Raw genomic sequence first — 25,151 nt, forward strand, 5'->3', positions numbered from 1 at the left:
AAGGGTTTTCGGAGTCTGCGCACTCGCTTCTGTTGTTACCTCGTCAATTTTATGGGACTGCTTTACCTTGCTTTGGCATGTATTCTTTGGAGAAAACTTGCATAGCAAGAAGTATGTCGGATGTTATCTAAGCAAAGCCCTTGCGGACTTCCAGTCGGCAAGGGCAAAGCTCTTTTTCCACATGGGACTGAAAAACACGTCATTGCGCTGATGCGCCCCGCGCCCCGTTGTTTTCCCGCTGTGTCAGAGACGCAAGAAAATCTTCGTATGAGGCAACACGGGCGGCAACGAGCATCAGTTCGCAGAGTCGTTGCGTATTGCTGACGCCTTCAAGCGCCTTGCTAACATTTTCCGGCACGGTTCCCAATCGAGATTGCAGCAAGGTGTGCAGGGCAAGGGAGAGCCCTTCCTCGCGTCCGATGGACAAGCCCTCCTCGCGCCCTTCCTCGCGTCCCATGACGACGCCCTGCCGGATATATTCATCTTTCCATTGCGTTACTCGTTCCGCAAGCATGGCTCGCACCTCCAGCAAATCGTTTATTTCGGCTGTTCCCGCCGCCATTCCGGCGCGTTGCAGCACCACCCGCGCAATCCAGACCGTAAAGGCCCGGCGCAGACGCCGGTAGCGCGGTTCTTGCAGGCGTTCCGCAAGCTCATCCAGCAGGGGCAGCAGGTCTTCCGGTTTTTGCGCCCGTTCCAGACGCAACAGCAGCGCCGCAATGCCCGCGCTGGCATACAGATGTTCTTCGGATACCTGACTTTCTTCCAGAAGAAAATACCGCTGGCGCGGCTGGCAGGCCGCCAGCGGCCCGGAAAGGTCGGGCAGCAGTTCGGCCACATCCTGCCGCGCTGTCCAGCGGCGGCCGCCGTTATACAGCACAATGGGGAAGACCGGCGGCAGGCGGTCGCCTTCCCTGATTGCGCCCGTCCTGATCAAATCCTGCCAGAGCAGGGCCGTATAGGCCAGCACGCGCACGGCCATCCAGTGATCCACCGAACTCTGAAATTCGAGCAGAACATAGAGATAGCACCATGTATCGCCTTTCCAGCGTACACGCCAGATCATGTCGTCATGGCGCTCGCGCAAATCGTCCGTCACATGGCTGCCGGAACAGCGTTCCAGCGTGCCGAAGTCCAAATCGGCAATGAAACTTTCCGGCACAAAATCGCGCAACAGCGAGGCCAGCATTTCCGGATCGCTGAAAAGAGCCTTGTAGCCCGTATCGTGCCGCATGTGATTCCGAGACACGTTTTCTCCCGAAGTTCTCAATGGCGGTATGCCGTCCCGCCAGTCCGTTGCCGCTTACCCTCCGATCAGCTCCATGAGCATATGCGGGAAGGAGTTGGCCTGGGCAAGCATGGAGGAGGCCGATTGCGTGAGTACCTGGTTGCGGACGAAGGTCGTCATTTCCGTGGCCACGTCCACGTCGGAAATGCGGGATTCGGCATTTTGCAGATTCTCGGCCTGAATATTGAGGTTCGTGACGGTGTTTTCCAGCCTGTTCTGCACCGCGCCGAGGTGGGCACGAATCTGATCCTTGCGGACAATGGCCTCGTTGAGGCGCACAATGCCTTTTTGGGCCAGCTCCTGCGTCTTGATGGACATGAGCGTGCCGCCTTCCGCATTTGGCAGAGCGGGATCGACCGGCTGCGTGGGGTCACCCCCCGGCTGCGTTCCCGGAGCGGGCATTGTTGTCCAGTTGGCGGTGATGTCGAATGTACCCGTTCCGCTGATTATAACAATTAAATCTTCTGTAACGGTATCTATTGTCAAATTTTCATAAGTAGTGTCAGGAATGACTACAGGTGCTCCATTTTGATCCCCATTCCCACTATAGCCAAAATTCATTCCATTATAAGAAAAATTATGCAATGTTGAGCTATCTATAAATGGTAAGTCGTTTCCTGATCCGTTTAAGTAGGTTTTATCGTAGCTCGCACCTGTAAGGAATCCATTGTTTTCATTGATAAATGCTGTCGAACCAGGATTCTGTACATACCAATCATTAAGAATAGTCCCAGAAATATGTTTTCCATCACGCGTAAAGATTTGTATATCATCATTTTGGCCATGATCAAAAATTTTTATTGAAAGATTCGTAGTTCCTTTCGGGATCACTCCAAAAGAAATAATGCCAGAATTAAATGTCTGATTTATTCCTTGTTGTACCTTATCACTTAAAATTGGTACGCCGCCATATCCCGCCCCTCCCCCGCCGCCCCCCACATTCCCCGCCCCTTGATTGTTTCCCGCATTTTCCCCGCCGTCCATCAGGCCCAGCCCCTTCAGGGTGGCGTCGCCAATCTCTATGTAATAATAGTCCTCCGCGCTGTCGTTGCTTGTGCCGAAGTGAATCTTGAGCGCGCCGGTCGCTTCCATCTGCGAGCCGTCGTGCGGGCCGGAAAGCGAACCGTCCAGCAGATGAATACCGTTGAAATCCGTGGCGCGGGCTATGCGCTCGATTTCCGAGGCCATCTGCTGAAACTCGCTGTCGATCATCAAACGCTGGGTGGAATCGTAGGTGCCGGTGGCCGCCTGTTCCGCCAGCTCCTTCATGCGAATCAACTTCTCGTCGATGACACCCAGCGCCCCGTCCGCCGTCTGAATCAGGGAGATGGCGTCGTTGACGTTGCGCGCGCCCTGATGGAGGGTAGCCACATCCGCCCGCATCAGCTCCCTGATGGCCAGACCCGCCGCATCGTCCGCCGCGCGTTCCACGCGCAGTCCGGTGGACAGACGACGCACGGAGGTGGCCAGCTCATTGTAGTGAGCCTTGAGATGAAGGCTTGCATTGACGGCGAGAAGATTGTTTCTGATGGAGGCGGTCATGGGAGTGCTCTTGCGAAAGAAGTTACGGGGCGCGAGGTATTGCCGCCCCGGTTACGGGACGCGTTCGCGCAATATATATATATATATATATATATATATATATATATATCGAATATGCGGCGCGTGTGGGCATCAACATGGCGTTGTCTCTCTTTTCGGGCGTGTGATTCTGTATCTTGTCAGTATCCATTCCCAGCGGTTTGCTTGCGGCAACATCGCATGACGGGGCATTGGCGTGGATATTTCGCATGAATTGTTGAAGGCTATGTTGCCTGACGCCGCCTCACTTCATCAAGAAAGTCGGCGTAGGAAGCGGCACGCAGCGCCGTCCGCATCAGGCCGCGCAGCTTCCGGGAATCCGTTATGGCCGTCAGGGCCTCTTCCACGGCTGGCGGCGGCGTTCCCAGGCGGGATTCCAGCAGGTCGCGAAGGATGAGCATCATGCCCCGGCTTTCCCCGATGGAAATCCCTTCCTCGCGTCCGATGACGACACCCTGCCGGATACATTCATCTTACCATTGCGTTACGCGTTCCGCAAGCATGGCTCGCACCTCCAGCAAATCGTTTATTTCGGCAGTTCCCGTCGCCATTCCGGCGCGTTGCAGCACCACCCGCGCGATCCAGACCGTAAAGGCCCGGCGCAGACGCCGGTAGGGCGGTTCTTGCAGGCGCTCCGCAAGCTCATCCAGCAGGGGCAGCAGGTCTGTTGTGTTTCGACAGGTTGTTCCCCCTTTTTCTCGCTCGCTTGTTGGTTTGTCTGGTAACTTCCAACTTACCGAATGAGGAAAGGGTGAACAACCTGTCGGAACACAACATCTAGGAAACTATATGTGAGGGACTCTCTCTTCCCGAATCGGCGCCACGGACGGAAAGAAGGCGAAACGCGGGGGCTTGGTGATGGGCTGTCGGACGGGGCGGTCGTGTGCCGACGTTATCGGGAGCTGGGTAGTCTTTTGCTGGTGTGCCGCCGGGAGACCTGCGGTCGGGGGGAGCCTGTCGGGCAAACGCTCCCTTGTCACCCTCCCAAAGAAAAGTTTTTGCGGGAGGAAAGGGGGGTGCGGGGGGAAAGGAGGGGGCTTTTTTCAAAAAGCCCCCTCCTTTCCCCCCGCAAAAAAGCCCCGCAGGCAGCGCAGGGCGGCCTACTGCTGTTCGCACTGCTGCCAGCGGCGCACGACTTCGCGGCGGAGGCCTTCGGCCATGTCTTCCTTGCCGATCTTCAGGGCGGCGAAGGCGGCCCAGGGCAGGCTGCGGCACTGGGCTGAGGCGGCGTGCACCACGTCGGCCAGCGTGCCGTCGCGCCGGTCGGTATCGCTCATGGCGAGGGCCGCCGCGCAGGCGGCGTCAAAGCGTTGCTGGTCCAGTGCCTCACGCGAGAGACCGGCCCGGCGTTCGTCCTTGTGCGCGGGCATGTCCCGTGTGAGGACGATGGCCGCGAGCGTCTGGGCCAGGGGGTCATTGCCGGGGTCGTCCTGAAGGCGGTCGATGGCATCCTCCAGCGCCAGCGCGCTTTTTTCCAGAGGTTCGGGGATGACGTCGCTGTCGGAGCAGGCGGAGAGGCCGAGGGTCAGGCCGGCGGCAAGGGCCGCGGCGGTCAGCAGGCGTTTTGTCATGTGTGGGCGATATCCTGTTGAGAGTGAGGGGATGGCGGGTCGCCTTTCCCCGAAACGTACCGGTTACGCGCGGTCTGCGAGCCACTGGCGCAGCTGCTCGAGCTGGCGGGCCACGGACTTGGGGCCCGTCCCTGCCGGGGTTTCGCGGCGGCGGACGGCGGCGTCGTAGTCCAGCACGGCATAGACGTCCTCGCCGATGCGCTCATCCAGCGTGCGGAGCTGTTCGAGGGTGAGGTCTTCGAGGCCTTTGCCTTCTTTTTCGGCCAGGGCCACGGCGTGCCCGGTGACGTGATGGGCCTCGCGGAAGGGCAGGCCCTTGCCCACGAGATAGTCGGCCAGTTCCGTGGCGTTAAGGAAGCCGCGGGCGCAGGCGGCGCGCATGCGGTCGGTGCGGAAGGTGGTCTCGTCCAGCATGCCGGCCATGAGGGTAAGGGAGGCCGTCACCGTGCGGTCGGTATCGAGGAAGCCTTCCTTGTCCTCCTGAAGGTCGCGGTTGTAGGTGAGCGGCAGGCCTTTCACCGTGGTGAGCAGGCCCATGAGCGCGCCGTAGACGCGGCCCGTCTTGCCGCGCATGAGCTCGGCCACGTCGGGATTCTTTTTCTGCGGCATGATGGAGGAGCCTGTGGAGTAGCCGTCGGAGAGGCTCACGAAGCCGAAGGCCGGATTGGCCCAGAGGATGATCTCCTCACAGAGGCGCGAGAGATGGGCCATGATGCAGGAGGCGGCAAAGAGGGCTTCCAGCACGAAATCCCGGTCGGAGACGCCGTCCATGGAATTGCCGTAGAAGCGTTCGAAGCCCACTTCCCGGGCCACGCTTTTGGGATCGAGCGGGTAAGTGGTGCCGGCCAGGGCGGCGCAGCCCAGCGGGGAGATGCGTACCCGCTTGCGCACATCGTCCAGCCGGTCCACGTCGCGGGCGAACATCCAGGCATAGGCCAGCAGGTGGTGGGCAAGGCTGACGGGCTGAGCGGGTTGCAGATGGGTGCAGCCGGGCAGGATGTCGGCCTGATGGCCGTCGGCCAGGCGTACGAGCGTGCTGACGAGCTGCGCCGCCGCCCGCTGCCAGTCGGCCAGCCGGTCATTGACGAAGAGGCGGAAGGTGAGGCCCACCTGATCATTGCGGCTGCGACCGGTATGGAGCTTCTTGCCCGTATCGCCCACGAGTTCGGTGAGCCGGGCCTCGATGTTCATGTGCACATCTTCCAGCGCCGGTTTCCAGACGAAGACGCCGTCCTCGATTTCCTTCTTGACGGCATTGAGCCCGCAGACGAGGGTCTCCGCCTCCTGCGGGGTGATGATGCCCTGGCGGCCCAGCATGCGGGCGTGGGCCTGCGAGGCGCGGATATCCTGCGCGTAGAGGGCGCGGTCATAGGTTTGCGAATCGGTGTAGGCGGCGACGGCTTCCCGGGGGCCTTCGGCGAACCGGCCTCCCCAGCTCTGATTGGTGCTCATATGCTGCTCCGGCGGTGAAAAAAGACGGAAAAGGCGCGGACACCCCACGGCCGTCCGCGCCTGTTGTCACGGAAGAGACGGGGCTACTTGCCCATCCTGGCCTTGATGGCCGCGTACATGCCGAGCCGCAGGCCGTTGAGGCGGATGAAGCCCGCCGCGTCCTTGTGGTCGTAGTCGCCGCCCTCGAAGGTGGCCAGGTCTTCGGAGAAGAGCGAGTAGGGGGAAGTGCGGCACAGGGGCCAGACGCCGCCCTTGTAGAGCTTGGCCCGCACCGTGCCGGTGACGGTCTCCTGCGACTTGTCGAAGAAGGCCTGCATGGCTTCGCGCTCGGGCGAGAACCAGTAACCATTATAGATGGCATGGGAATAGGGCACGGACAGCTGGTCGCGGATGGCCAGCAGCTCGCGGTCCATGCAGATGCCTTCAAGGTCGCGCTGCAGGGCGAAGAGCAGCGTCCCGGCGGGGTTTTCGTACACGCCGCGGCACTTCATGCCCACATAGCGGTTCTCCACCATGTCGTCGCGGCCGATGCCGTGCTTGCCGGCCTTTTCGGCCAGCACGCGGATGATGTTGTAGGGCGAGAGCTTCTCGCCGTTGACGGAAACGGGGTTGCCCGCCTCGAAGCCCACTTCGATGATCTCCGGCTCGTTGGGGGCCTGTTCCACGGGCACGCAGCGCTCATGGCAGGACTCGTGCGGGGCGTTGGCCGGGTCTTCCAGCTCGCTGCCCTCGAAGCTCGTGTGCAGCATGTTGGCGTCCATGCTGTAGCGTTTGGCGGCGGAGGAGATGGGGATGCCGTGCTTTTCGGCAAAGGCGTTGAGGGTCGTACGGGACATGAGGTCCCACTCCCGCCAGGGGGCGATGACCTTGATGTCCGGGGCGAGCGCCTTGGCGGAGAACTCGAAGCGCACCTGATCGTTGCCCTTGCCGGTGGCGCCGTGGGAAATGGCGTCGGCCCCTTCCTTGCGGGCGATGTCGATGAGGGCCTTGGTGATGCAGGGCCGGGCGATGGAGGTCCCCAGCATGTAGCGATTCTCGTAACGGGCCGCGCCGCGCATCATGGGAAAGACGAAGTCGCGGGCCATCTCCTCGCGCAGATCCACCACATAGGCCTTGGACGCGCCGGTCTTGTAGGCCTTGGCCTCGACGCCGCTCAGGTCTTCCGGCTGGCCGAGGTCGGCCGTGCAGGTGATGACTTCGCAGTGATAGGTTTCGATGAGCCATTTAAGGATGACGGAAGTATCCAGCCCGCCGGAGTAGGCAAGCACCACTTTTTTGATTTTGTTGCTCATGGCAGCCTCGCTAGAAAATGTAGGCAACAAGTATCGCCGCAAACGTCCGCTTTGGCAAGTCCCGTGTGCGGCGGGGGGCTGCCCGGCCGGGGAGGGCCCCATGCCGTCACGGGATGTGGGAGATGGTGGGAGATTTTCCTGGGGGCCGCTGCGGACGCGATGGCGGAAAGGGCGCGCCGGGCGGGCGTTTGGCGGGGGAAGGGCGTGGGAGAGCGTGGGGGACGGAGGCACGAGGCGCTTTTAAAATATCTAATTATTTCAATTCATTGATTGCTCAATCCAGTCGGCGGGCTTGCTTGACAGGGGGTAGGGCTTGGGGCATAAGTGGGAAAAAGTGGTAAAACATGGTAATCGTGTGGTAGATCGTGAGAAAGCTCTTTCGTGGCAGCTTCAACCGCAGCCTGGACGCCAAGGGGCGTCTTATGCTGCCTCCCGGGTTCCGCGACGGCCTTCAGGCCGAAGGCGGGGACGGGACGTTCTGGCTCACGGCCTACTACGGTCATCTGACGGCCTACCTGCCCGATGAGTGGGAAAACATCATCGAGCAGCTGAGTCGTATCCGTTTTCCCTCGCCTGCGCTCTCCAACTTCAAGTCCAAGGTCATCGGGCTCGCGCAGGAAATGATCCCCGATCAGCAGGGGCGCGTTCGCATTCCGCAACCGCTCATGCGCGAGGCGGGATTGTGCAAGGACGTGGTGCTGGTGGGTATGCTCGACAAGTTTGAAATCTGGGATCAGGGCCGCCACGACGCCATCGAGCTCACGGATGTTTCCGCCGAACTGGCGGCCAGCGGCATAGAGTTCTCCTTGTAAGAGGTTTCCGTCATGGTCTCTGCCTCCTCTTCATGCGACATCGCCTCGCGCCATATCTCCGTGCTGCCATGCGAAACGCTGGCGGTCTTCGCCCCTCTCTGGCAGGAGGGAGAAGGCCCCGTGCGCATTCTGGACGGCACGCTGGGGCTCGGCGGGCACACACAGGCTCTGCTGGAGGCCTCGCCGCGGGTGAGCGTCTGCGGTCTGGACAGGGACGAGGAGGCGCTGGCGCTGGCCCGGCGGCGTCTGGCTCCTTACGGGGAACGCTTCCACGGCGTGCATTGCGAATACAGCCGCTTTGCCGACGCGCTGGATGCGCTGGGCTGGGACAGCCTCGACGGGGCGCTGCTGGACATCGGCGTCTCTTCCCTGCAGCTGGACGAGGCCGAACGCGGCTTCAGCTTTTACGGCGACGGGCCGCTGGACGTGCGCATGGATCAGCATTCCGGCAGGCCGTCGGCATGGCACTGGGTCAACAGGGAAAGTTTCGACCGCCTCAAGGAATGTATCGCCACCCTGGGCGAGGAGCCGCAGGCCGGGCGCATCGCCCGCGCCATCGTGGATGCCCGCCAGAAGGACGGCATCGACACCACGGCTCAGCTCGCCGCGCTGGTGGAGCGCGCCTATCCGGCGGCGTGGCGGGCAAAGGCCCGCCGCCATCCGGCCACGCGCACCTTCCAGGCGTTGCGTATGGCGGTCAATGACGAGCTGGGAGAACTGCAACGGTTCCTGGACGGCATTTTGCGGCGTCTGCGTCTGGGCGGTCGCCTGGCCATCATCTGCTTTCATTCGCTGGAGGACCGCATGGTCAAGCAGGCCATGCGTCACTGGGCCGAGGGCTGCCGCTGCCCGCGGCACGTCATGCGCTGCGTGTGCGGCCATGAGCCCGAGGTTCGCATCCTGTTCAAAAAGCCCGTCCAGGCCGGGGAGGATGAGCTGGCCCGCAATCCTCGTGCCAGCAGCGCCAAGCTGCGCGCCGCGGAAAAGATCGCCGAGGACGGCACGGCGGGGAGCGACGGCGCATGCGCATGAAAAAGATGGTTTTTCAACGGGCCAGCGGGCGCGGCTGGCTGCTGGTGCTGGCCTGGGGCGTCATCGCCTGCATGAGCATGGGGCTCGTGCTGGTCTGGGTGAACATCGAACGCATGGATACCAATTATTTCATCAATATCGCCCAGAACACCCTCAACGAGCGTAAATCCCTGCGGGCCAAGCTTCAGGTGGAACGCGAACGGCTGCTTTCGCCCTATGAATTGCGCCGCCGGGCCGAGGAATTCGGCATGACGGAGCCCAGGCCCGGGCAGGTGCGCCGTCTCCAGCTCAACTAGAGGGCCGCGGATGACCGCCGCCGGGAACAGGGAAAGAGGTACGGGACATGCTGAGATTTTCGCTGTCGCGCAACAAGCGCAACACGTCGAAAAAAAATGAGCACAGGCCGCGGAAACGGCAGCCTGAGGCCTCGCGCATCCTTGGGCATACCTCGGGCGACAAGCCCAGCACATCCCGAAGCGCCGCCAAAAAGAGCTTCTGGGCCAATATGGACTGGTCGCGCGCCCGCATCAATGTGGTGGTCATCGGTTTTTGTCTGATCTGGGGCGGGCTCTGGTGTCGGGCCTGGTATCTCCAGATGATCATGGGGCCGCGCCTGGCGGACCGCGCCAACCGGCAGCACACGGCCACCGAGCTGGTGACCGGCCGTCGCGGCATGATCTTCGACCGCAACGGGCAGGTGCTGGCCCGCAGCGTGGAAGCCCGTTCCGTCTACGCCAAGCCGCGCGAGATCCAGGATTTCCTCAGCATGGCCAATACGCTCGGCCCCATCCTCGGGCTCGAGCCGCAAAAACTCTATGACGAGCTTTCCAAGACCAGCCGGCGTTTCGTCTGGCTGCGCCGCAAGGTGGACGACTACACCGCCGAGGCGGTGCGCCGGGCCAATATCCCCGGCATCGGCCTGACCAAGGAATATGACCGCGTCTACCCCTTCAAGCATCTGGCGGGCCAGCTGCTGGGCTTCGTGGGGCTGGACGACAAGGGCCTGGAAGGCATCGAACGCTCGCTGGATTCACGGCTGGGCTCGCTGCCCACGCGGCAGGTGGTGCAGCGCGACGCCACGGGCCGCCGCTTCTATCTGCATGAGGAGGGGCGCTCCGAGCCGCGTGGCGAGGACATCACCCTGACCATCGACGTGCAGATGCAGTTCATCGCCGAGGAGGCCGTGGCCCGCGCCGCGCGGGATTTCGACGCCAAATGGAGCGGGGCGCTGGTGGTGGATGTGCCCTCGGGCGACATCCTTGCCTGGGCGCAGTATCCCTTCTTCAATCCCAACAACTACCGCGAATCCAGTCCGGTGGTCTATCGTAACCGTCTGGCCGCCGATGCCCTGGAACCGGGCTCGACGTTCAAGCCCTTCATCATGGCCGCCGCGCTGGAAGAGAAGAAGATCGCCACCACGACCCCCATCGACTGCGAGAACGGCCGCTGGGAGACCAAGAAGTTCACCATTCGCGACACCTCGCGACAAGGGGTGCTGCCCGCTCACAAGGTGCTGCGCTATTCCTCCAACATCGGCATGGCCAAGATCGGCCTGGAGCTGGGCGCGGCGACGACCTACCGGTATTTGCGGGCCCTCGGCTTCGGCGAGCACGCGGTGGTGCCTGTGGCCGACAGTCGTGGCATTTTGCGCATCCCCCGGGACTGGAGCGACGTGGACATCATGTCCGCCGCCTTCGGGCAGAGCGTTTCCGTGACCGGTCTGCAAATGGCGCAGGCCTACCTGACCCTGCTCAATGACGGCGTCTACAAGCCCCTGCGCCTGCTCAGAGAGGATGGCAACGTTGAGGAGCGCCATCCCCGCATCTTCCGCGCGGCGGTGGTGGAACAGGTGCGTAAGATGATGCGCGATGTGGTCGAGGAGAAGGACGGGACCGGCAAACGGGCCCGCATCGAGGGCGTGGAGGTGGCCGGCAAGACCGGCACGGCCCAGAAGGCCGACCGCCGCGCCGGATCGTACGGCAACAAGCGTCTGGCCTCCTTCGTGGGCTTTTTGCCCGCGGACGATCCCCGCTACCTCATCGTGGTCCTGGTGGACGAACCCACCAAGAATCAGTACGGCGGCGTGGTGGCCGCGCCGGTGTTCCGCGAGATAGCGGCCCGCAGCATCACCTACAGCGGGGCCATCGTGCCGACGGCCGGGGCCGAGGAAAAGGAAGAGAAAAAGAAGACGAACCGCCAGCGCGGGCTCAAGCTGGCGCTGCCGGAGGCTCCCTATCTGGCCGAAGCCGTGGTGACGCCTGCCCGCCATGTCACGGACGGCATGCAGCTGCCCGGCCATCGCAGTCGCGCCAGCACCAAGGTGCCGGACGTGCGCGGAAAGAGCCTGCGCAATGCGGTGGAACTCTTCGCCCGGGCGGGCGTCGTGCCCGAGCTCAAGGGCAACGGCACCAAGGTGGTCAAGCAGAGCCCCCCGGCCGGGAGCGACTGGGCGGAAGAAGGCAAGAACGTCAGGTACATCCTGTGGCTATCGGAGAAATAGGCATGAAGGGCGCATTTGCAGCATTGCTCGAACAGGTGGACAAGGGCGGCATGGAAGTCCGTGCCGACTCGCGGCAGGTGGGGCCGGGCGACGTCTTTGTGGCCGTGCCCGGCGCAACGGAGGACGGGGCGCGCTTCATCCCCGCCGCACGCGCGGCCGGGGCCGCCGTCATCGTCTGCACGCCGGAGGCTGCCGCCGCCTGCGGCGAGGAGCCGTCCTGCCGCATCATCCCGCATCCCGACCCGCGCGAGGCGCTGTGGCGGCTGGCCGCGGCGCGCTGGCACACGGCGGCGCATCCGCTGAATATCCTGGGCATCACCGGTACCAACGGCAAGACCACCAGCGCGTATCTGCTGGAACATCTGTTCACGGCGGCGGGGCACGGGGTGGGCGTGCTGGGCACGGTCAGCTATCGCTGGCCCGGCCATGTGGAGAATGCGCCCCTGACCACGCCGGATCCGCTGAGCATCCACGCCATGCTGGCCCGCATGGCCGAAGCGGGCGTGGATACGGCGGTCATGGAGGTCTCCTCGCACGCGCTGGAACAGCAGCGGGTGGGCGGCATCCCGTTCGCCGGGGCCCTGTTCACCAACCTCACCCAGGATCATCTGGACTTCCATCCCGACATGGAACGGTATTTTGCGGCAAAGGCCCGGCTGTTTCGTGAACTGCCCGCACCGGACAAGGCACTTGCCATCAATGCCGACGATGCCTGGGGCCGCCGCCTGCTGGAGGATTGTCCGACCGCTCTTTCCTACGGGCTGCACGCGGCAGCGGACGGACGGCGGCATCTGCGGGGCGAGATCCTGCATTCCGGCACCGACGGCCTGCACCTGCGTATGTCGCTGGGAGAGGAGAGCTGGGAGCTGCGTTCGCCGCTGGTGGGGCAGTTCAACGCCCTCAATCTTCTGGGCGTGCAGGCGCTGGCCCTGGGCCTGGGCCTGCCGCGGGCCGCGCTGCAGGCGCTGGCGGGCTTTCGCGGCGTGCCCGGCCGGCTGGAGCGGGTGGAGAACCCGCGCGGCCTCAATGTCTTCGTGGACTATGCCCATACGCCGGATGCGCTGGTCAATGTGTTGCAGGCCCTGCGCGGCGCGGGCTTCAAACGGATAGTGGCGGTCTTCGGCTGCGGCGGCAACCGGGATCGCGGCAAGCGTCCCCGCATGGGCGAGGCGGTGGCCGGATATGCGGATGTGGCCGTGCTGACGTCGGACAATCCGCGTTTCGAGGATCCGGAAGCCATCCTTCAGGACGTGCTGCCCGGTCTGCGGGACGCGCGGGAAGTGCTGGTGGAAGTGGATCGCCGTGCGGCCACGCGCAAGGCCCTTGAGATGCTGGGCCCGCAGGATGCCCTTCTCATCGCGGGCAAGGGACACGAGGATTATCAGATCATTCAGGGCGTCAAGCACCACTACAGCGATCAGGAAGTGGTACGGGAGATACTGGGGTGCGCCTAAAGCTGAGTGAACTGGCGACGGCCGCCGGATGCGCGCTGCCGCCGGAAGATGACCGTGAAATGACCGCCGTGGCGACGGACAGCCGCGCCGTACGGCCGGGGACGCTCTTCGTCTGTCTGGCGGGCGAGCATGTGGACGGGCACGATTACGCCCTGAAGGCACAGGAGGCCGGGGCAACGGCCATCCTGGGGACGCGTGCGCCGCAGGCCATGCCAGAGGGGGTGCGGGTTCCGTATCTGCGGGTGGAGGATGCCGTGAAGGCGCTGGGCCGCATGGCGGCGCTGTGGCGCGACCGCTGCGCCGGCGTCCGGGTCATCGCCGTCACCGGCACGGCCGGCAAGACCACGGTCAAGGAACTGCTGGCCCAGACGCTGGCCCTTGCGGGCAGGACGGCCCGCAACGCCGCCAATCTGAATAATCAGATAGGTCTGCCGCTCTCCCTGCTGGCCGCCGACGGCGACGAGGATTTCTGGGTTATGGAAGTCGGCATCAGTCACGATGGCGACATGGACGAGCTGGGCGGGATCCTGCGACCGGATGTGGCGCTCATCCTCAATGCGGGGGCCGGGCATACCGAGGGGCTGGGCGCATGCGGCGTGGCCTGGCACAAGGCGCGCCTGCTGCGCTATGTGCCGCGGGACGGCATCTGCCTCATCAGCGCGGACTATCCCGATCTGGTGCGCGAGGCCCGGGCCGTGCGCGGCGATCTGCTGTATTTCACCGCGGAAGGCCGCCCGCTCCAGTTCCGCGGCGCGCCGGCGGGCAATGAGGGCGGGCGGGGTCGCTACCGTCTGAGCCTGGACGGCAGGCCCTGCGAGGTGCTGGCTCCCTTCCGGGGCAGCTACGGCGCGGAAAACTGCATCGCCGTGGCGGCCGTGGCCTCCCTGCTGGGGCTGACGCCGGAGACCATCGCCCGCGGTCTGGCCGGGGCCAGCCTGCCCGCCCAGCGTTTCGTACGCAAACAGGCGGGCCCGTGGCGGATCATTGACGACACCTACAACGCCAATCCGCTTTCCATGCGCCGCATGCTGGATGCCGCGGCCGAGCTGGCCCGGAGCGAGGGCGACGGCGTCTTTATCGCCGTGCTGGGCGAGATGCGCGAACTGGGCGAGCTTGCCGTACGGGAGCATGAGCGGCTGGGCCGCCATCTGGCGGAAGTCCGCCCCGCGGCCGTCTTCTGGAAAGGCGGCCAGGCGGATGCCGTGCGTGCCGGGCTGGAGCAGGGCGGCTATGCGGGAATCTTCCGCACTCCCGCGGATGCCGGGGAGTTCCGCGCCTGCCTGAAGGAAACGGCCGCCGGCGCGACGCACGGGGGGCTTGTGCTGTTCAAGGGATCGCGCAGCAATGCGCTGGAAGAGTGGGTGACCGTCCTGCAGGATCAGGCGGCAGGACAGCGGGGGATGTGAGGCATGTTTTACTCGCTGCTGGTTCCCCTTGCCGAGGAGTGGTCGGCATTCAACGTCTTCCGGTATATTTCGTTCCGTTCCCTGGCGGCGCTGATGACGGCGCTCGTCATCTCCGTTCTGGTCGGGCCGCGCTTCATCGCCTGGCTGCGCCGGATCAAATGCGGACAGTATATCCACGAGGATGTGGCCGCCCACGCGGGCAAGGCCGGCACGCCCACCATGGGCGGCATTATTATGCTGTTCAGCCTCGGCGTGAGCCTGCTGCTCTGGGCGGATCTGCGTAATTCCCATATCTGGCAGACCTTCTTTGTCTTTGTGGGTTTCGGACTGGTGGGGCTCTGGGACGATCTGACCAAGCTGCGCCACCACAAGAACCGGGGCATCAGCGGCCGCGCCAAACTGGCCGGACAGGCGGCCGTGGCCCTTGCGGCCATGCTGGCCCTCTATATGGATGAGCGCTGCAATACCACGCTGGCCATCCCCTTCATCAAGGATTGGACGCCGGATCTGGGTATTTTCTACATCCCCTTCGGCATGTTCGTCATGGTGGCGGCCTCCAACGCCGTCAATCTCACGGACGGGCTGGACGGCCTGGCCATCGGCCCGAGCATCGTGGCCGGCGTGGTCTTTGCCATCTTCATCTACATCACCGGCCATGCGCGCATGGCCTCCTATCTGCTGGTGCCCTATGTGCCGGGCATGGGAGAGGTGACGGTCTTCTGCGGCGCGCTGGTGGGGGCCGGGCTGGGCTTTTTGTGGTTCAACGCCTATCCGGCGCAAATCTTCATGGGCGATGTGGGCTCCCTGAGCCTCGGCGGCGTGCTGGGCTACCTGGCCCTGCTGAGCAAACAGGAGCTGGTGCTGGCCGTGGTGGGCGGCCTGTTCGTGGCGGAAACGCTCTCCGTCATCATGCAGGTGGGCTATTTCCGCTGGACGGGCGGCAAGCGGCTTTTCCGCATGGCGCCGTTGCACCATCATTTTGAACTCAAGGGCGTGCCGGAATCGAAGATCATCATCCGTTTCTGGATCACGTCCATACTGCTGGGGCTCATGGCCCTGTCCGTCCTCAAGCTGCGCTAGCGGGGAAGGGAGAGGAGAACGCTTATGGCTTTGGAACGCAATCGCGGACGGCGCATCCAGCCCGGGGAACTGGCCGTGGTGGTGGGCGCCGGCCGCTCCGGCCTTGCCGCGGCAAAGCTGCTGCGTCGGGAAAAGGCCCGGGTGCGCCTGCTGGAGCGCAACCGTAACGCCATCGACCTGACCACGCTTGCGGCCCTGCAACGGGCGGGAGTGGAGGTGCTTTTTGGCGAGCACACGCCGGAACTTTTCGAGAACGCCGTGCTGGTGGTGGCCAGCCCGGGCCTGCCGCTTGCCGCGCTGCGCGAGATGATGGGTCCGCAGGCGGCCCGTACCTCTTGCGAGATCATGGCGGAGATGGAGCTTGCCTGGCGCTATCTGGACGGCGAGCCCGTTCTGGCCGTGACCGGCACGAGCGGCAAGACCACCACCGTCAGCCTGGCCGCCGCCATGCTCCAGAAGCAGGGATATGCCGTTTTTCTGGGCGGTAACATCGGCACGCCGCTCTCCGAATATGTGCTGTCCGGCCGTCGGGCCGACGTGCTGGTGCTGGAAGCTTCCAGCTTCCAGCTCCAGGGCTGCTCGACGTTCTGCCCGCGCGTGGGGGTGATCCTCAACATCTCGCCCAACCATCTGGATCATCACAAGGATATGGCCGAATACGTTGAGGCCAAATTCCGCATCTTCCGCTGTCAGGAAGAAGGGGACCTGGCCATCATGGGCGAGGGATTGCGTAAACTCGCCGGGGCGTTCCGGCTGCGGGCGCGGCAGCAGATCTTCATTCCCGCCGACCGCCCGCCGCGCTTTGCGGACTGCCAGCTGCTCGGCGCGCACAACAATTTCAACGTGGAGGCCGCCTGGCTGGCCTGCCGTTTCTTCGGCGTGAGCGAGGCCAATGCCGCGGCCGCCGTGGCCGCCTTCCGGCCCCTGCCGCACCGGCTGGAACGGGTGCGCCGGCATCGCGGCGTGCTCTACGTCAATGACTCCAAATGCACCACCGTGGCGGCACTCAAGGTGGCGCTGGAATCCTTCGACCAGCCTGTGCGCCTGCTGTGCGGCGGCAAGTTCAAGGGTGGCGATCTGGCGGCGCTGGCTCCCCTTGTGCAGGCAAAGGTCCAGGAGGTGGCCCTGTTCGGCGGCAGTCGCGACGTGTTCGAGAAAGCCTGGGGCGACATCGTCCCCATGCACTGGCACGAGCACCTCAAGGAAGCGGTGACCTTGCTTTCCCATACGGCCTGCAAGGGGGACGTGGTGCTGCTTGCGCCCGCCACCTCCAGCTTTGACCAGTACGGAAGCTACATCAAGCGCGGCGAGGACTTCAAACGCATCGTCGGTGCCCTGGCATGAAGAAAAACAGTTTCCGCGAAAGCAAGGCGGCCAGCGTGCTGGCGCGCGTGGCTGAAAAGGCCATCCCGGGAGGGTTCGACTGGTGGCTGTTCACGCTGACCGTCATCATCCTTGCCATCGGCCTCATCATGGTGCTGTCGGCCAGCGGCATCGTGGCGGAGATAGACAACGGCGACAAATATTATTTCTTCAAGCGGCAGGTGGTCTTTGCCGTGGTCGGTCTGCTGGGGCTGTGGGGCGCGGCGCTCATGCCCCGGGCCTGGCTGTACAAGCTCCAGTATCCGGCGCTGCTGCTCTCCCTGCTGCTTTTGCTGCTGACGCTCTCGCCGCTGGCGCCCTCCATCAACGGGGCGCGCCGCTGGATACCCATCGGGCCCATCTCGATCCAGCCCATGGAATTCGTGAAGATCTCCATGGCGCTCTATCTGGCCTATTTTATGAGCAGCAAGCAGGATCTCATAAAGACGTTCAGCCGCGGCGTCATCCCGCCCTTTGCGGTGACCGGCCTGTTCTGCTTCCTGCTGCTGCTCCAGCCGGATTTCGGCAGCTCGGTCGTGCTGGCCAGTCTGCTCTTTTTCATGTGCGTGGCAGGAGGGACGCGCTTCATCTACCTGTTTTTCGCCATGGCGCTGGTAGTGGCCGGGGCCATGGCGCTGGCCATCGCCTCTCCGTACCGCTTGCGCCGTCTGCTGGCCTTCCTCGATCCCTTTGCCGACCCGTCCAACACGGGGTATCACCTTGTGCAATCCCTGCTGGCCTTCGGCTCGGGGAGCTTCTTCGGCGTGGGGGTCGGGGCCAGCAAGCAGAAAATGTTCTATCTGCCGGAAGCGCACAACGACTTCATCATGGCGGTGCTGGGCGAGGAGCTGGGCTTCGTGGGGGTGAGCGTGGTCATGCTGCTCTTCACCATGCTTTTCTGGCGCTGTTACCGCATCATCATGGGACAGAAGGAGCTGCGGGATCGTTTTACGGCCTTCGGCATCACGGTCATCATCGTCATGGGCTGCGTGATGAACCTCGCGGTGGTCATGGGGGTCGCGCCGCCCAAGGGCGTGCCCATGCCGCTGGTGAGCTACGGCGGCAGCAATCTGCTGGCGACGCTCATCTGTGTGGGATTGTTGCTCAATTTTTCAAGGACGGCGGACGGATGGAAAAAGTCCTCCTGACCACCGGCGGTACCGGCGGCCATATCTTCCCGGCGCTTGCCGTCACCGAGGCGCTGCGCGGACGGCATCCGGGCATACGCCTTCTGTTCGTCGGATCGCAGTACGGGCCCGAGGCCCGGCTGGCGGCACAGGCCGGGGTGGAATTCGCGGGGCTGCCCGTTCGCGGGCTGGTGGGGCGCGGCTGGCGCGGGGTCATGGCCTCGGCGCGCATGCTGGCCGCCTGCGGTCGGGCCGTGGGCCTGATTCGCCGCTTTCGTCCCGACGTGGCGGCGGGCTTCGGCGGCTATGCCGCCTTTGCGCCGCTGCTGGCGGCCAGGCTGTGCGGCGTGCCCTGCGTACTGCATGAGCAGAATGCCGTGGCCGGGGCCAGCAACCGTCTGCTGGGACGGCTGGCAGGGACGGTCTGCCTGTCGCTGGAGGCGACGCGGGGTTTTGCGCCGGAAAAATGCGTACTGACCGGTAATCCCGTTCGGGCGGCGGTGGCCGCCGTGGGAGAGCGCCCACGGGCGTTCACGAGCCGGCGGCTGCTGATCATGGGCGGCTCGCAGGGCGCGCATGCCCTGAATGTCTATGTGACGGAACAGCTTGCCCTGTTGCGGGAAGCCGGGGTGGAGGTGCGCCATCAGACGGGAAAGGCCGACTATGACGCCGTGCGGGCAGCCTATGTGTCCGCGGGGTTTGACGCCGATTGTGTCAGCCCCTTCATCGACGACATGGCCTCCGCCTATGCCTGGGCGGATCTGGCGCTCTGCCGGGCCGGCGCGACCACGGTGGCGGAGCTGTGCGCCGCGGGACTGCCCGCCGTGCTCGTGCCCTTCCCCCATGCGGCGCATGATCATCAGCGCGGCAATGCCGTTGCCCTGAGCGAGGCCGGCGCGGCCCGCTGGCTCGCGGAGGACCGCATGCGGGAAGCGGAGCTGTTGCGGAGCGTCATTGCGTTGCTGGATGCGCCGGAAGAACGCCGCCGGATGAGCGAGGCCGCCCGTCGTGCCGCCCGGCCGCAGGCGGCGGAGACCGTCTGCGAGGTGCTGGAACGGCAGGCCCGGACACAGGCGTGAGCCGAGCGGGAAAATCGAGGAAACAGCCTGCCGGCATGGCGGGATGACGGATAAAGGGACAGAACGTGGAACGAAGCGGAATGAATGACCGGGTGCGCCGCATCCATATGGTGGGCATCGGCGGCGCCGGCATGAGCGGCATCGCCGAGGTGCTGCTCAGCCAGGGCTATCAGATTTCGGGATCCGACATGGCGGATTCCGCCGTGGTACGGCATCTGCGCACGCTGGGCGCGGACATCGCCATCGGCCATGCGCCCGAAAACGTGGGTGACGTGCAGGTGCTCGTCAAATCGACCGCCATCGCGGAAAACAATCCTGAAGTGGTCGAGGCCCGGCGGCGCAATATCGCCATCATCCCGCGCGCGGAGATGCTGGCCGAGCTCATGCGCCTGCGGCAGGGCATCGCCATCGCCGGCACGCACGGCAAGACCACCACGACTTCGCTGACCGCCGCCATATTCGACGCGGCGGGGCTGGACCCCACGGTCATCATCGGCGGCAGGCTCAATGTCTACGGCACCAACGCCCATCTGGGGTCGGGGGAATACCTCATCGCCGAAGCCGACGAATCGGATGCCTCCTTTCTCTGCCTTTTCCCCATCCTCAACGTGGTGACCAATGTGGACGAGGATCATCTCGACCATTACGGAACCCAGCAGGCGCTGGACGAGGCCTTTGTTCACTTTATGAACAAGGTGCCGTTTTATGGCTGCAATGTGGTGTGCGTGGACGATCCCGGCGTGCGCCGTCTGCTGCCGCAGGTCAAGCGGCCGGTACTGACCTACGGCTTCAGCGAGGAGGCGCGCTTGCGCGCCGAGATGCGGGAAAGTGGGGCCGCCAGCCGCTTCACGGTCTTTCTGGATGGCGAATGCCTCGGCGACGTGCGGCTGCCGCACCCCGGGCATCACAATGTGCTCAATGCGCTGGCGGCCATCGGCACGGCCCTGAAGGCGGACATCCCCTTTGCCCGCTGCGCTGAGGGACTCGCCGGATTTGCCGGTGTGGCCCGTCGCTTTGAATTCAAGGGCGAGCGCGACGGCGTGACCGTGGTGGACGACTATGGTCACCATCCGGCGGAGATCGCCGCCACGCTGGAGACCGCACGGCAGGTGTTTCCCGGCCGTCGCATCATCGCGGCCTTCCAGCCGCATCGCTTCAGCCGCACGCAGGCGCATTTCGGCGAATTCTGCAAGGTGTTCGAGCCGGTCGACCAGATATTGCTGACAGAAATCTATGCCGCCGGGGAAAAACCCATACCCGGCGTTTCCGGCGAAAGCCTGGCCCAGGGCATGCGCCAGGTCTGCGCGACGCCGGTGAGCTATTTTCAGACGCTGGATGATCTGGTGCGGGAACTGCCTGCCGTTCTTCAGTCCGGGGACGTGCTGCTGACGCTGGGCGCGGGCAGCATCACCCGCGTGGGGCCGCTCTGGCTGGAGGGCAGCGGTCATGCGTGAAACGCCATCCCCCCTTCTGGCGGAGCGCACCAGCATCCGCCTGGGCGGAAGAGCCATCGCGGAACTGCATCTCGAGGCGGAGGACGATGTCTTCCGCCTTGCGGAGCGCCAAAAACAGCTTGGCGGAAGGCTGTTCTTCCTGGGGGCGGGGACGAACATCCTCGCCGCTGACGGCGATTTACCCGTCATTCTTGTACGTTATGCGGAAGAGGGTGAACCGACTGTTGTGCGTGATGAGGGAGAAAGGGTAATGGTTCGTGTGGGGGCATCCGTACCCTTGCCACGACTGTTGCGCTTTTGTGCCGCACACGGTTTGAGCGGCCTGGAAGGACTGGTGGGCATCCCCGGGAGTGTCGGCGGCGCTGTTGCCATGAATGCCGGATCATTTGGCTGTGAAGTTGGCCCGAATCTTGCTTCAGTACGTTTTTTTGACGGCTCGCAAATCCGTGATGCGGACGGTTCGCAGTTGTCATACGGTTACCGGCATATGCGCATGCCCGGCGAAGTCGCGGGCTATCTCGTGTTGTCAGGCACTTTTAGCTTGACCCGCAAGGCAAAGGATGACATTTCTTTAGTCATGCGTCACAACTTTTTTGAGAAAAAGTCTAAACAACCTGTGACCGCATGGAGCGCCGGATGTGTCTTCAAAAATCCCGCTCCCGATCGTTCCGCCGGGAAGCTGCTGGACGCGGCCGGGTATCGTGGCAAGTCGCTGGGCGGTATGATGTTTTCCCCTCTGCATGCGAATTTTCTCGTCAACACGGGCAAGGGGAGCGCCTCGGCAGCTTTTGACCTGATGCGGATGGCTGAAGATGAGGTAAGGCGTCGATTCGGTGTCACACTCGAGCCGGAAGTCAGGATAGTGTCGTGAATCTGTCGTTCAAGCGCAAAAAACAGGTTCGCAACAGCTACCGCAGGGAAAAGGTGTCGGTCTGGGCCACGCTGAGAAACCTTCGCCTGCCCCTGCCCAGGCTGCACCTGATGCGCGGCAGTCTTGCCAGTGTGCTTACCCTGTGCGCGCTGCTGGTTTTTGTGGCCGCGGTGGTGACGGGAGTCTGCTCCTTGAGTCTGTGGCTGTACGGCAAGGCGACGACGAGCGAGTTCTTTGCCACCACGCATATCGACGTTACCGGGAATGTGCGGCTCTCCCGCGAGATGGTGCTGAAATACGGCGGCATCCAGGAGGGGGACAACAGCCTTTCCGTGAGCATTACCGAAATGGAACGCAGGCTGCGGGACACTCCGTGGGTGGAGGAGGTCTCCGTCAAACGGCTGCTGCCGGATCGTTTCATCATCCGCCTCAAGGAGCGCATGCCCTCCTTCTGGGTGCACAAGGACGGCGTGTTGTATTACGCCAATGAGCGCGGCGAGATCATAGCGCCGGTCGAGAGCGAAAATTTCCTCTCCCTGCCCACGCTGGCTGTGGAACCGGGCGGAGAGGACGCCATCCCGTATCTGGAACGGCTCATGGCGGATCTGAACAGCGGGAGCCTGCCTGTGGAGTCGGGCGCGGTGGCGTCGGTGACGCTGAGTCCGGCACGGGGGGTGGAAGTCTATCTGGAAGACCGGGAAATGCGCCTCTCCATCGCCACCGATGACTGGAGCGGCAATCTGGCGAGGCTGGGAGCCACGCTGGGCGACCTGGCACGGCGGCAGGAATTGCGCAATGTGCGCGATGTGAGGGCGGTTCACGGAAACGTGTGGGTGATTTTGAATCAGAAGGTACGCAGTTGAGCTCAGGGTGGCAGGAATGAACAAGTCTGATCTCATTGTCGGTCTTGATATCGGAACGACCAAGATTTGCGCGGTGGTGGGCCAGCTCAACGAGGCCGGCATCATCGAAGTGGTGGGCATTGGCAACAGTGTCTCCACCGGCCTGCGCAAGGGGGTGGTCGTCAATATCGAGCAGACGGTGCAATCCGTGCGCAAGGCGGTGGAAGAGGCCGAACTCATGGCGGGCTGCGAGATCAATTCCGTCTATGTCGGCATAGCCGGCAGCCACATCATGGGCATCAACAGTCACGGGGTCATTGCCGTCAAGGGCGGCGAGGTGACGCAACGTGACATCGACCGCGTCCTGGACGCGGCGCGGGCCGTGGCCATCCCGGCGGACAGGGAGGTCATCCACATCCTGCCGCAGGAATACATTGTCGACAATCAGTACGGCATTGCCGATCCGCTCGGCATGGCCGGCGTACGGCTGGAAGTGCGGGTGCATATCGTCACCGGGGCCATCTCCTCGGCGCAGAACATCGTCCGCTCCTGTCACAGGGCCCAGCTCGAGGTGTCGGAGATCGCGCTGGAGTCCCTTGCCTCGGCCAAGGCCGTGCTGACGGACGAGGAACGGGAGATCGGCGTGGCGCTGGTGGATCTGGGCGGCGGCACGACCGACATCGCCATCTTCGCCAACGACGCCATCAAGCACACGGCCGTGCTGGCGCTGGGCGGGCAGAATCTGTCCAACGACATCGCCTTCGGCCTGCGTACGCCGGTGGCCTCGGCCGAAAAGATCAAGATCAAGTACGGCTGCGCCCTGACCGATCTGGTGCGCGCCGACGAATATATCGAAGTGCCGAGCGTGGGGGGGCGTGAATCGCGCCGCCTTTCGCGCCAGGTGTTGGCGGAGATCTGCGAACCTCGCATGGAAGAGATCCTCTATCTCGTGGACCAGAGCCTCGTGCGCTCCGGTTACAAGGATCTCATCGGGGCCGGCGTCGTCCTGACGGGCGGGACGTCGCTCATTGAAGGCTGTCAGGAGCTGGGCGAGCAGATCTTCAACCTTCCGACGCGCATAGGCTATCCGCGCAATGTGGGTGGTCTGAAAGACGTGGTCAACAGTCCCAAGTTCTCTACGGCAGTGGGGCTCTTGTGCTACGGCGCGGAAAAGGAAATGGGCGGACAGAAGAAGTTCACCTCTTCGCGCAACGAAAGCAGTATGTTCGACGGGCTGCTGGCGCGCATGAAGAAGTGGTTTTCCGACATTTCCTAGCTTTCAGTTTCATTTGCGGGCAAACAGACAACATACAAGGGAGAGGAAGCATGTCTCAGTCTATCATGGATGAAATCGACACCTCGCTGGCCAGCAGCGCCAAACTCAAGGTTATCGGCGTCGGCGGCGGCGGCGGCAACGCCGTGCAGAACATGATCGACTCTGGACTGAAGGGTGTTCAATTCGTGTGCGCCAACACCGATGTGCAGGCGCTCAATAAAAATACGTCCCCCCTCAAGGTGCAGCTCGGCGAAAGCCTGACGCGCGGCCTTGGCGCCGGGGCCAATCCCAACGTGGGGCGTGAGGCCGCCCTGGAAAGCATCAACGCCATTCGCGAAGCCATCGGCGATGCCGACATGGTTTTCGTTACCGCCGGCATGGGCGGCGGCACCGGCACCGGCGCGGCGCCCGTGGTGGCGCAGGCCGCCAAGGAGCTGGGCGCGCTGACCGTCGGCGTGGTGACCAAACCCTTTACCTTCGAGGGCATCAAGCGCAAGCGCGCTGCCGAGGTGGGGCTTGAGGAGTTCAAGCAGCATGTGGACTGTCTGATCATAATCCCCAATGACCGCCTGATGGCCTTTGCCCCCAAGAAGGAACCCTTCAGCCGCATGCTGGAACGGGCCAACGAGGTGCTGTATTACGCGGTCAAGGGCATCTCCGACGTCATCCTCGGGGAGGGCATCATCAACCTTGACTTCGCCGACGTGCGCACCACCATGTCCGAGGCCGGGCTGGCGCTCATGGGCACGGGCATGGCCTCCGGGGAAAACCGTGCCCGCGAGGCCGCCCAGCGGGCCATTATGAGTCCTCTGCTCGAAGACGTATCGCTGGAAAGCTGCAAGGCCGTCTTGTACAACATCACGGCTCCGCAGGACATCTCCGCCGAAGAGATCCAGGAAGTCGGCGACATCATCGCCGAAGCCGCACCCGAAGACGCCAACATCATCTTTGGCGTGGTCTTTGATGAAGAAGTTGGTGATGAAATCCGCATCACCGTCATCGCCACCGGCATTGAGCCGCCGCAGGCCGTGGAGGCCAAACCGGTCGCTCCGGCGACGGTGACGCCGTTCAGCAAGGCCGGGGCTAATGCCGTACGCACGGAAGGTCGCCGCGTGGTGCGCGCCGAACAGCCGCCTGTCTACGGGCAGCAGCAGCCTCAGGCCGAACCGCAGATGCGGCCGATGCGCCGTCAGTCGCGCACCGAGGAGATCAGCTCCTGGTATGACGCCAACAGCAGCGATTATCCCTTTGTCATGAAGGGAGACCGTCGCCGCCAGCAGCGCCATACCCCGGGGCAGGAAGATTTCCTGTACAGCGACAGTGATTGCGAAACCCCTGCCTTCCTCCGCACGCAGGCCGACTAGGCCAGCGCAGCCGAAGGCAGTACATACAACTTTCAGGGCTTGCCTCTTCGGCCCTGAAATGCCCGCCGGGAGGCCCATTGGGGGCCTCCCAGTGCATTCCTCTCAAGTCCGCAGAAGTCCGCGTTGTGATGAAACAACGCGGACTTTTTGTATGAAGAAAACCTCCCGCTAGGCGGGAGGTTCAAAAAAGCTTAAAGCTTTGCGTGTGTTATAAAAACTCCTTTTGATTTGCTAGATAGTGTCTACACGAGTTAAGTTAACACCTTGAGCCATATCGCTATACAGCGGATTTGTACGGCAGCCTCAAA

The 25,151-nt window shown here is 63.5% G+C and carries 21 protein-coding genes and 2 pseudogenes; 16 read left to right on the forward strand and 7 right to left on the reverse strand.

Annotated features, from left to right (window positions below):
• Positions 1-211 (forward strand): hypothetical protein (locus Q0J54_RS09300; protein ID WP_296305197.1); only part of this gene is annotated, 211 nt, incomplete at its 5' end.
• Here the strand turns inward: Q0J54_RS09300 and Q0J54_RS09305 are convergent.
• From Q0J54_RS09305 to Q0J54_RS09335, 7 genes and pseudogenes are all read right to left on the reverse strand, one after another.
• Positions 200-1,249 carry an Rpn family recombination-promoting nuclease/putative transposase gene (locus Q0J54_RS09305; protein WP_296305198.1) on the reverse strand — a complete coding sequence of 350 codons (1,050 nt, stop codon included), beginning with the start codon at positions 1,247-1,249 and terminating at the stop codon, positions 200-202. The genes Q0J54_RS09300 and Q0J54_RS09305 overlap by 12 nt on opposite strands.
• Before the next feature lie 54 nt (positions 1,250-1,303).
• Positions 1,304-1,603 (reverse strand): annotated as a pseudogene (locus tag Q0J54_RS09310) (flagellin); the annotation flags it as partial.
• Positions 1,604-2,272: 669 nt separating this feature from the next.
• Positions 2,273-2,830, reverse strand: a pseudogene (locus tag Q0J54_RS09315) (flagellin); the annotation flags it as partial.
• A gap of 263 nt (positions 2,831-3,093) precedes the next feature.
• Positions 3,094-3,273, reverse strand: a complete 180-nt coding sequence (locus Q0J54_RS09320) for a hypothetical protein (protein ID WP_296305199.1) — start codon at positions 3,271-3,273, stop codon at positions 3,094-3,096.
• A gap of 696 nt (positions 3,274-3,969) precedes the next feature.
• Complete coding sequence (locus Q0J54_RS09325; protein ID WP_296305200.1) at positions 3,970-4,440, reverse strand: hypothetical protein; 471 nt, start codon at positions 4,438-4,440, stop codon at positions 3,970-3,972.
• Between the two features lie 63 nt (positions 4,441-4,503).
• The gene (gene argH, locus Q0J54_RS09330) at positions 4,504-5,892 is read right to left on the reverse strand and encodes an argininosuccinate lyase (protein ID WP_296305201.1); all 1,389 of its coding nucleotides are present in this window, start codon (positions 5,890-5,892) and stop codon (positions 4,504-4,506) included.
• A gap of 83 nt (positions 5,893-5,975) precedes the next feature.
• Positions 5,976-7,184 (reverse strand): argininosuccinate synthase, encoded by a 1,209-nt coding sequence (locus Q0J54_RS09335; protein ID WP_296305202.1) that lies wholly within the window; start codon positions 7,182-7,184, stop codon positions 5,976-5,978.
• A 365-nt stretch (positions 7,185-7,549) separates the two neighbouring features.
• Between Q0J54_RS09335 and Q0J54_RS09340 the strand changes: the two genes are divergently transcribed.
• The 15 genes from Q0J54_RS09340 to ftsZ all read left to right on the forward strand — a co-directional run bounded on the left by Q0J54_RS09340 (position 7,550) and on the right by ftsZ (position 24,843).
• Positions 7,550-7,996 carry a division/cell wall cluster transcriptional repressor MraZ gene (locus tag Q0J54_RS09340; protein ID WP_296305203.1) on the forward strand — a complete coding sequence of 149 codons (447 nt, stop codon included), beginning with the start codon at positions 7,550-7,552 and terminating at the stop codon, positions 7,994-7,996.
• Between the two features lie 12 nt (positions 7,997-8,008).
• Positions 8,009-9,028, forward strand: coding sequence for a 16S rRNA (cytosine(1402)-N(4))-methyltransferase RsmH (gene rsmH, locus Q0J54_RS09345; protein ID WP_296305204.1), 1,020 nt, complete (start codon positions 8,009-8,011; stop codon positions 9,026-9,028).
• Complete coding sequence (locus Q0J54_RS09350; RefSeq protein ID WP_296305205.1) at positions 9,019-9,324, forward strand: hypothetical protein; 306 nt, start codon at positions 9,019-9,021, stop codon at positions 9,322-9,324. Before rsmH ends, Q0J54_RS09350 begins: the two co-directional genes overlap by 10 nt.
• 47 nt (positions 9,325-9,371) lie before the next feature.
• Positions 9,372-11,528 (forward strand): penicillin-binding transpeptidase domain-containing protein, encoded by a 2,157-nt coding sequence (locus Q0J54_RS09355; RefSeq protein WP_296305206.1) that lies wholly within the window; start codon positions 9,372-9,374, stop codon positions 11,526-11,528.
• Between the two features lie 2 nt (positions 11,529-11,530).
• Positions 11,531-12,982 carry a UDP-N-acetylmuramoyl-L-alanyl-D-glutamate--2,6-diaminopimelate ligase gene (locus Q0J54_RS09360; protein WP_296305207.1) on the forward strand — a complete coding sequence of 484 codons (1,452 nt, stop codon included), beginning with the start codon at positions 11,531-11,533 and terminating at the stop codon, positions 12,980-12,982.
• On the forward strand, positions 12,973-14,388 hold the full coding sequence (gene murF, locus Q0J54_RS09365; RefSeq protein WP_296305208.1) for a UDP-N-acetylmuramoyl-tripeptide--D-alanyl-D-alanine ligase: 1,416 nt from the start codon (positions 12,973-12,975) through the stop codon (positions 14,386-14,388). The genes Q0J54_RS09360 and murF overlap by 10 nt, the downstream gene beginning before the upstream one ends.
• 3 nt (positions 14,389-14,391) lie before the next feature.
• Complete coding sequence (gene mraY, locus Q0J54_RS09370; protein ID WP_296305209.1) at positions 14,392-15,468, forward strand: phospho-N-acetylmuramoyl-pentapeptide-transferase; 1,077 nt, start codon at positions 14,392-14,394, stop codon at positions 15,466-15,468.
• Between the two features lie 24 nt (positions 15,469-15,492).
• Positions 15,493-16,812: a UDP-N-acetylmuramoyl-L-alanine--D-glutamate ligase gene (gene murD / locus Q0J54_RS09375; RefSeq protein ID WP_296305210.1), complete on the forward strand. Its 1,320-nt coding sequence runs from the start codon at positions 15,493-15,495 to the stop codon at positions 16,810-16,812.
• Positions 16,809-17,978: a putative lipid II flippase FtsW gene (gene ftsW, locus Q0J54_RS09380; RefSeq protein ID WP_296305211.1), complete on the forward strand. Its 1,170-nt coding sequence runs from the start codon at positions 16,809-16,811 to the stop codon at positions 17,976-17,978. Before murD ends, ftsW begins: the two co-directional genes overlap by 4 nt.
• Entirely contained in the window at positions 17,960-19,036 is a 1,077-nt protein-coding gene (gene murG / locus Q0J54_RS09385; protein WP_296305212.1) for an undecaprenyldiphospho-muramoylpentapeptide beta-N-acetylglucosaminyltransferase, read from the forward strand. Before ftsW ends, murG begins: the two co-directional genes overlap by 19 nt.
• A gap of 80 nt (positions 19,037-19,116) precedes the next feature.
• Positions 19,117-20,490, forward strand: coding sequence for a UDP-N-acetylmuramate--L-alanine ligase (gene murC / locus Q0J54_RS09390; RefSeq protein WP_296305217.1), 1,374 nt, complete (start codon positions 19,117-19,119; stop codon positions 20,488-20,490).
• Positions 20,483-21,361 carry a UDP-N-acetylmuramate dehydrogenase gene (gene murB, locus Q0J54_RS09395; RefSeq protein ID WP_296305213.1) on the forward strand — a complete coding sequence of 293 codons (879 nt, stop codon included), beginning with the start codon at positions 20,483-20,485 and terminating at the stop codon, positions 21,359-21,361. Before murC ends, murB begins: the two co-directional genes overlap by 8 nt.
• Complete coding sequence (locus Q0J54_RS09400) at positions 21,358-22,224, forward strand: FtsQ-type POTRA domain-containing protein (RefSeq protein WP_296305214.1); 867 nt, start codon at positions 21,358-21,360, stop codon at positions 22,222-22,224. Before murB ends, Q0J54_RS09400 begins: the two co-directional genes overlap by 4 nt.
• A gap of 16 nt (positions 22,225-22,240) precedes the next feature.
• Complete coding sequence (gene ftsA, locus Q0J54_RS09405) at positions 22,241-23,479, forward strand: cell division protein FtsA (RefSeq protein ID WP_296305215.1); 1,239 nt, start codon at positions 22,241-22,243, stop codon at positions 23,477-23,479.
• A 50-nt stretch (positions 23,480-23,529) separates the two neighbouring features.
• Positions 23,530-24,843, forward strand: coding sequence for a cell division protein FtsZ (gene ftsZ, locus Q0J54_RS09410; protein WP_296305216.1), 1,314 nt, complete (start codon positions 23,530-23,532; stop codon positions 24,841-24,843).
• Positions 24,844-25,151 lie beyond the last annotated feature (308 nt).

It is taken from the genome of uncultured Desulfovibrio sp. (genome assembly GCF_944324935.1).
In the GTDB taxonomy this organism is placed as follows: Bacteria; Desulfobacterota; Desulfovibrionia; order Desulfovibrionales; family Desulfovibrionaceae; genus Desulfovibrio.

What these genes read in the sequence shown, in the direction of transcription:
- Q0J54_RS09320 (WP_296305199.1), bottom strand. Translation starts at nt 3,273, where the DNA reads ATGATGCTCATCCTTCGCGACCTGCTGGAATCCCGCCTGGGAACGCCG.
- Q0J54_RS09325 (WP_296305200.1), bottom strand. Translation starts at nt 4,440, where the DNA reads ATGACAAAACGCCTGCTGACCGCCGCGGCCCTTGCCGCCGGCCTGACC.
- argH (WP_296305201.1), bottom strand. Translation starts at nt 5,892, where the DNA reads ATGAGCACCAATCAGAGCTGGGGAGGCCGGTTCGCCGAAGGCCCCCGG.
- Q0J54_RS09335 (WP_296305202.1), bottom strand. Translation starts at nt 7,184, where the DNA reads ATGAGCAACAAAATCAAAAAAGTGGTGCTTGCCTACTCCGGCGGGCTG.
- rsmH (WP_296305204.1), top strand. Translation starts at nt 8,009, where the DNA reads ATGGTCTCTGCCTCCTCTTCATGCGACATCGCCTCGCGCCATATCTCC.
- Q0J54_RS09350 (WP_296305205.1), top strand. Translation starts at nt 9,019, where the DNA reads ATGCGCATGAAAAAGATGGTTTTTCAACGGGCCAGCGGGCGCGGCTGG.
- Q0J54_RS09355 (WP_296305206.1), top strand. Translation starts at nt 9,372, where the DNA reads ATGCTGAGATTTTCGCTGTCGCGCAACAAGCGCAACACGTCGAAAAAA.
- Q0J54_RS09360 (WP_296305207.1), top strand. Translation starts at nt 11,531, where the DNA reads ATGAAGGGCGCATTTGCAGCATTGCTCGAACAGGTGGACAAGGGCGGC.
- mraY (WP_296305209.1), top strand. Translation starts at nt 14,392, where the DNA reads ATGTTTTACTCGCTGCTGGTTCCCCTTGCCGAGGAGTGGTCGGCATTC.
- murD (WP_296305210.1), top strand. Translation starts at nt 15,493, where the DNA reads ATGGCTTTGGAACGCAATCGCGGACGGCGCATCCAGCCCGGGGAACTG.
- ftsW (WP_296305211.1), top strand. Translation starts at nt 16,809, where the DNA reads ATGAAGAAAAACAGTTTCCGCGAAAGCAAGGCGGCCAGCGTGCTGGCG.
- murG (WP_296305212.1), top strand. Translation starts at nt 17,960, where the DNA reads ATGGAAAAAGTCCTCCTGACCACCGGCGGTACCGGCGGCCATATCTTC.
- murC (WP_296305217.1), top strand. Translation starts at nt 19,117, where the DNA reads ATGAATGACCGGGTGCGCCGCATCCATATGGTGGGCATCGGCGGCGCC.
- murB (WP_296305213.1), top strand. Translation starts at nt 20,483, where the DNA reads ATGCGTGAAACGCCATCCCCCCTTCTGGCGGAGCGCACCAGCATCCGC.
- ftsA (WP_296305215.1), top strand. Translation starts at nt 22,241, where the DNA reads ATGAACAAGTCTGATCTCATTGTCGGTCTTGATATCGGAACGACCAAG.
- ftsZ (WP_296305216.1), top strand. Translation starts at nt 23,530, where the DNA reads ATGTCTCAGTCTATCATGGATGAAATCGACACCTCGCTGGCCAGCAGC.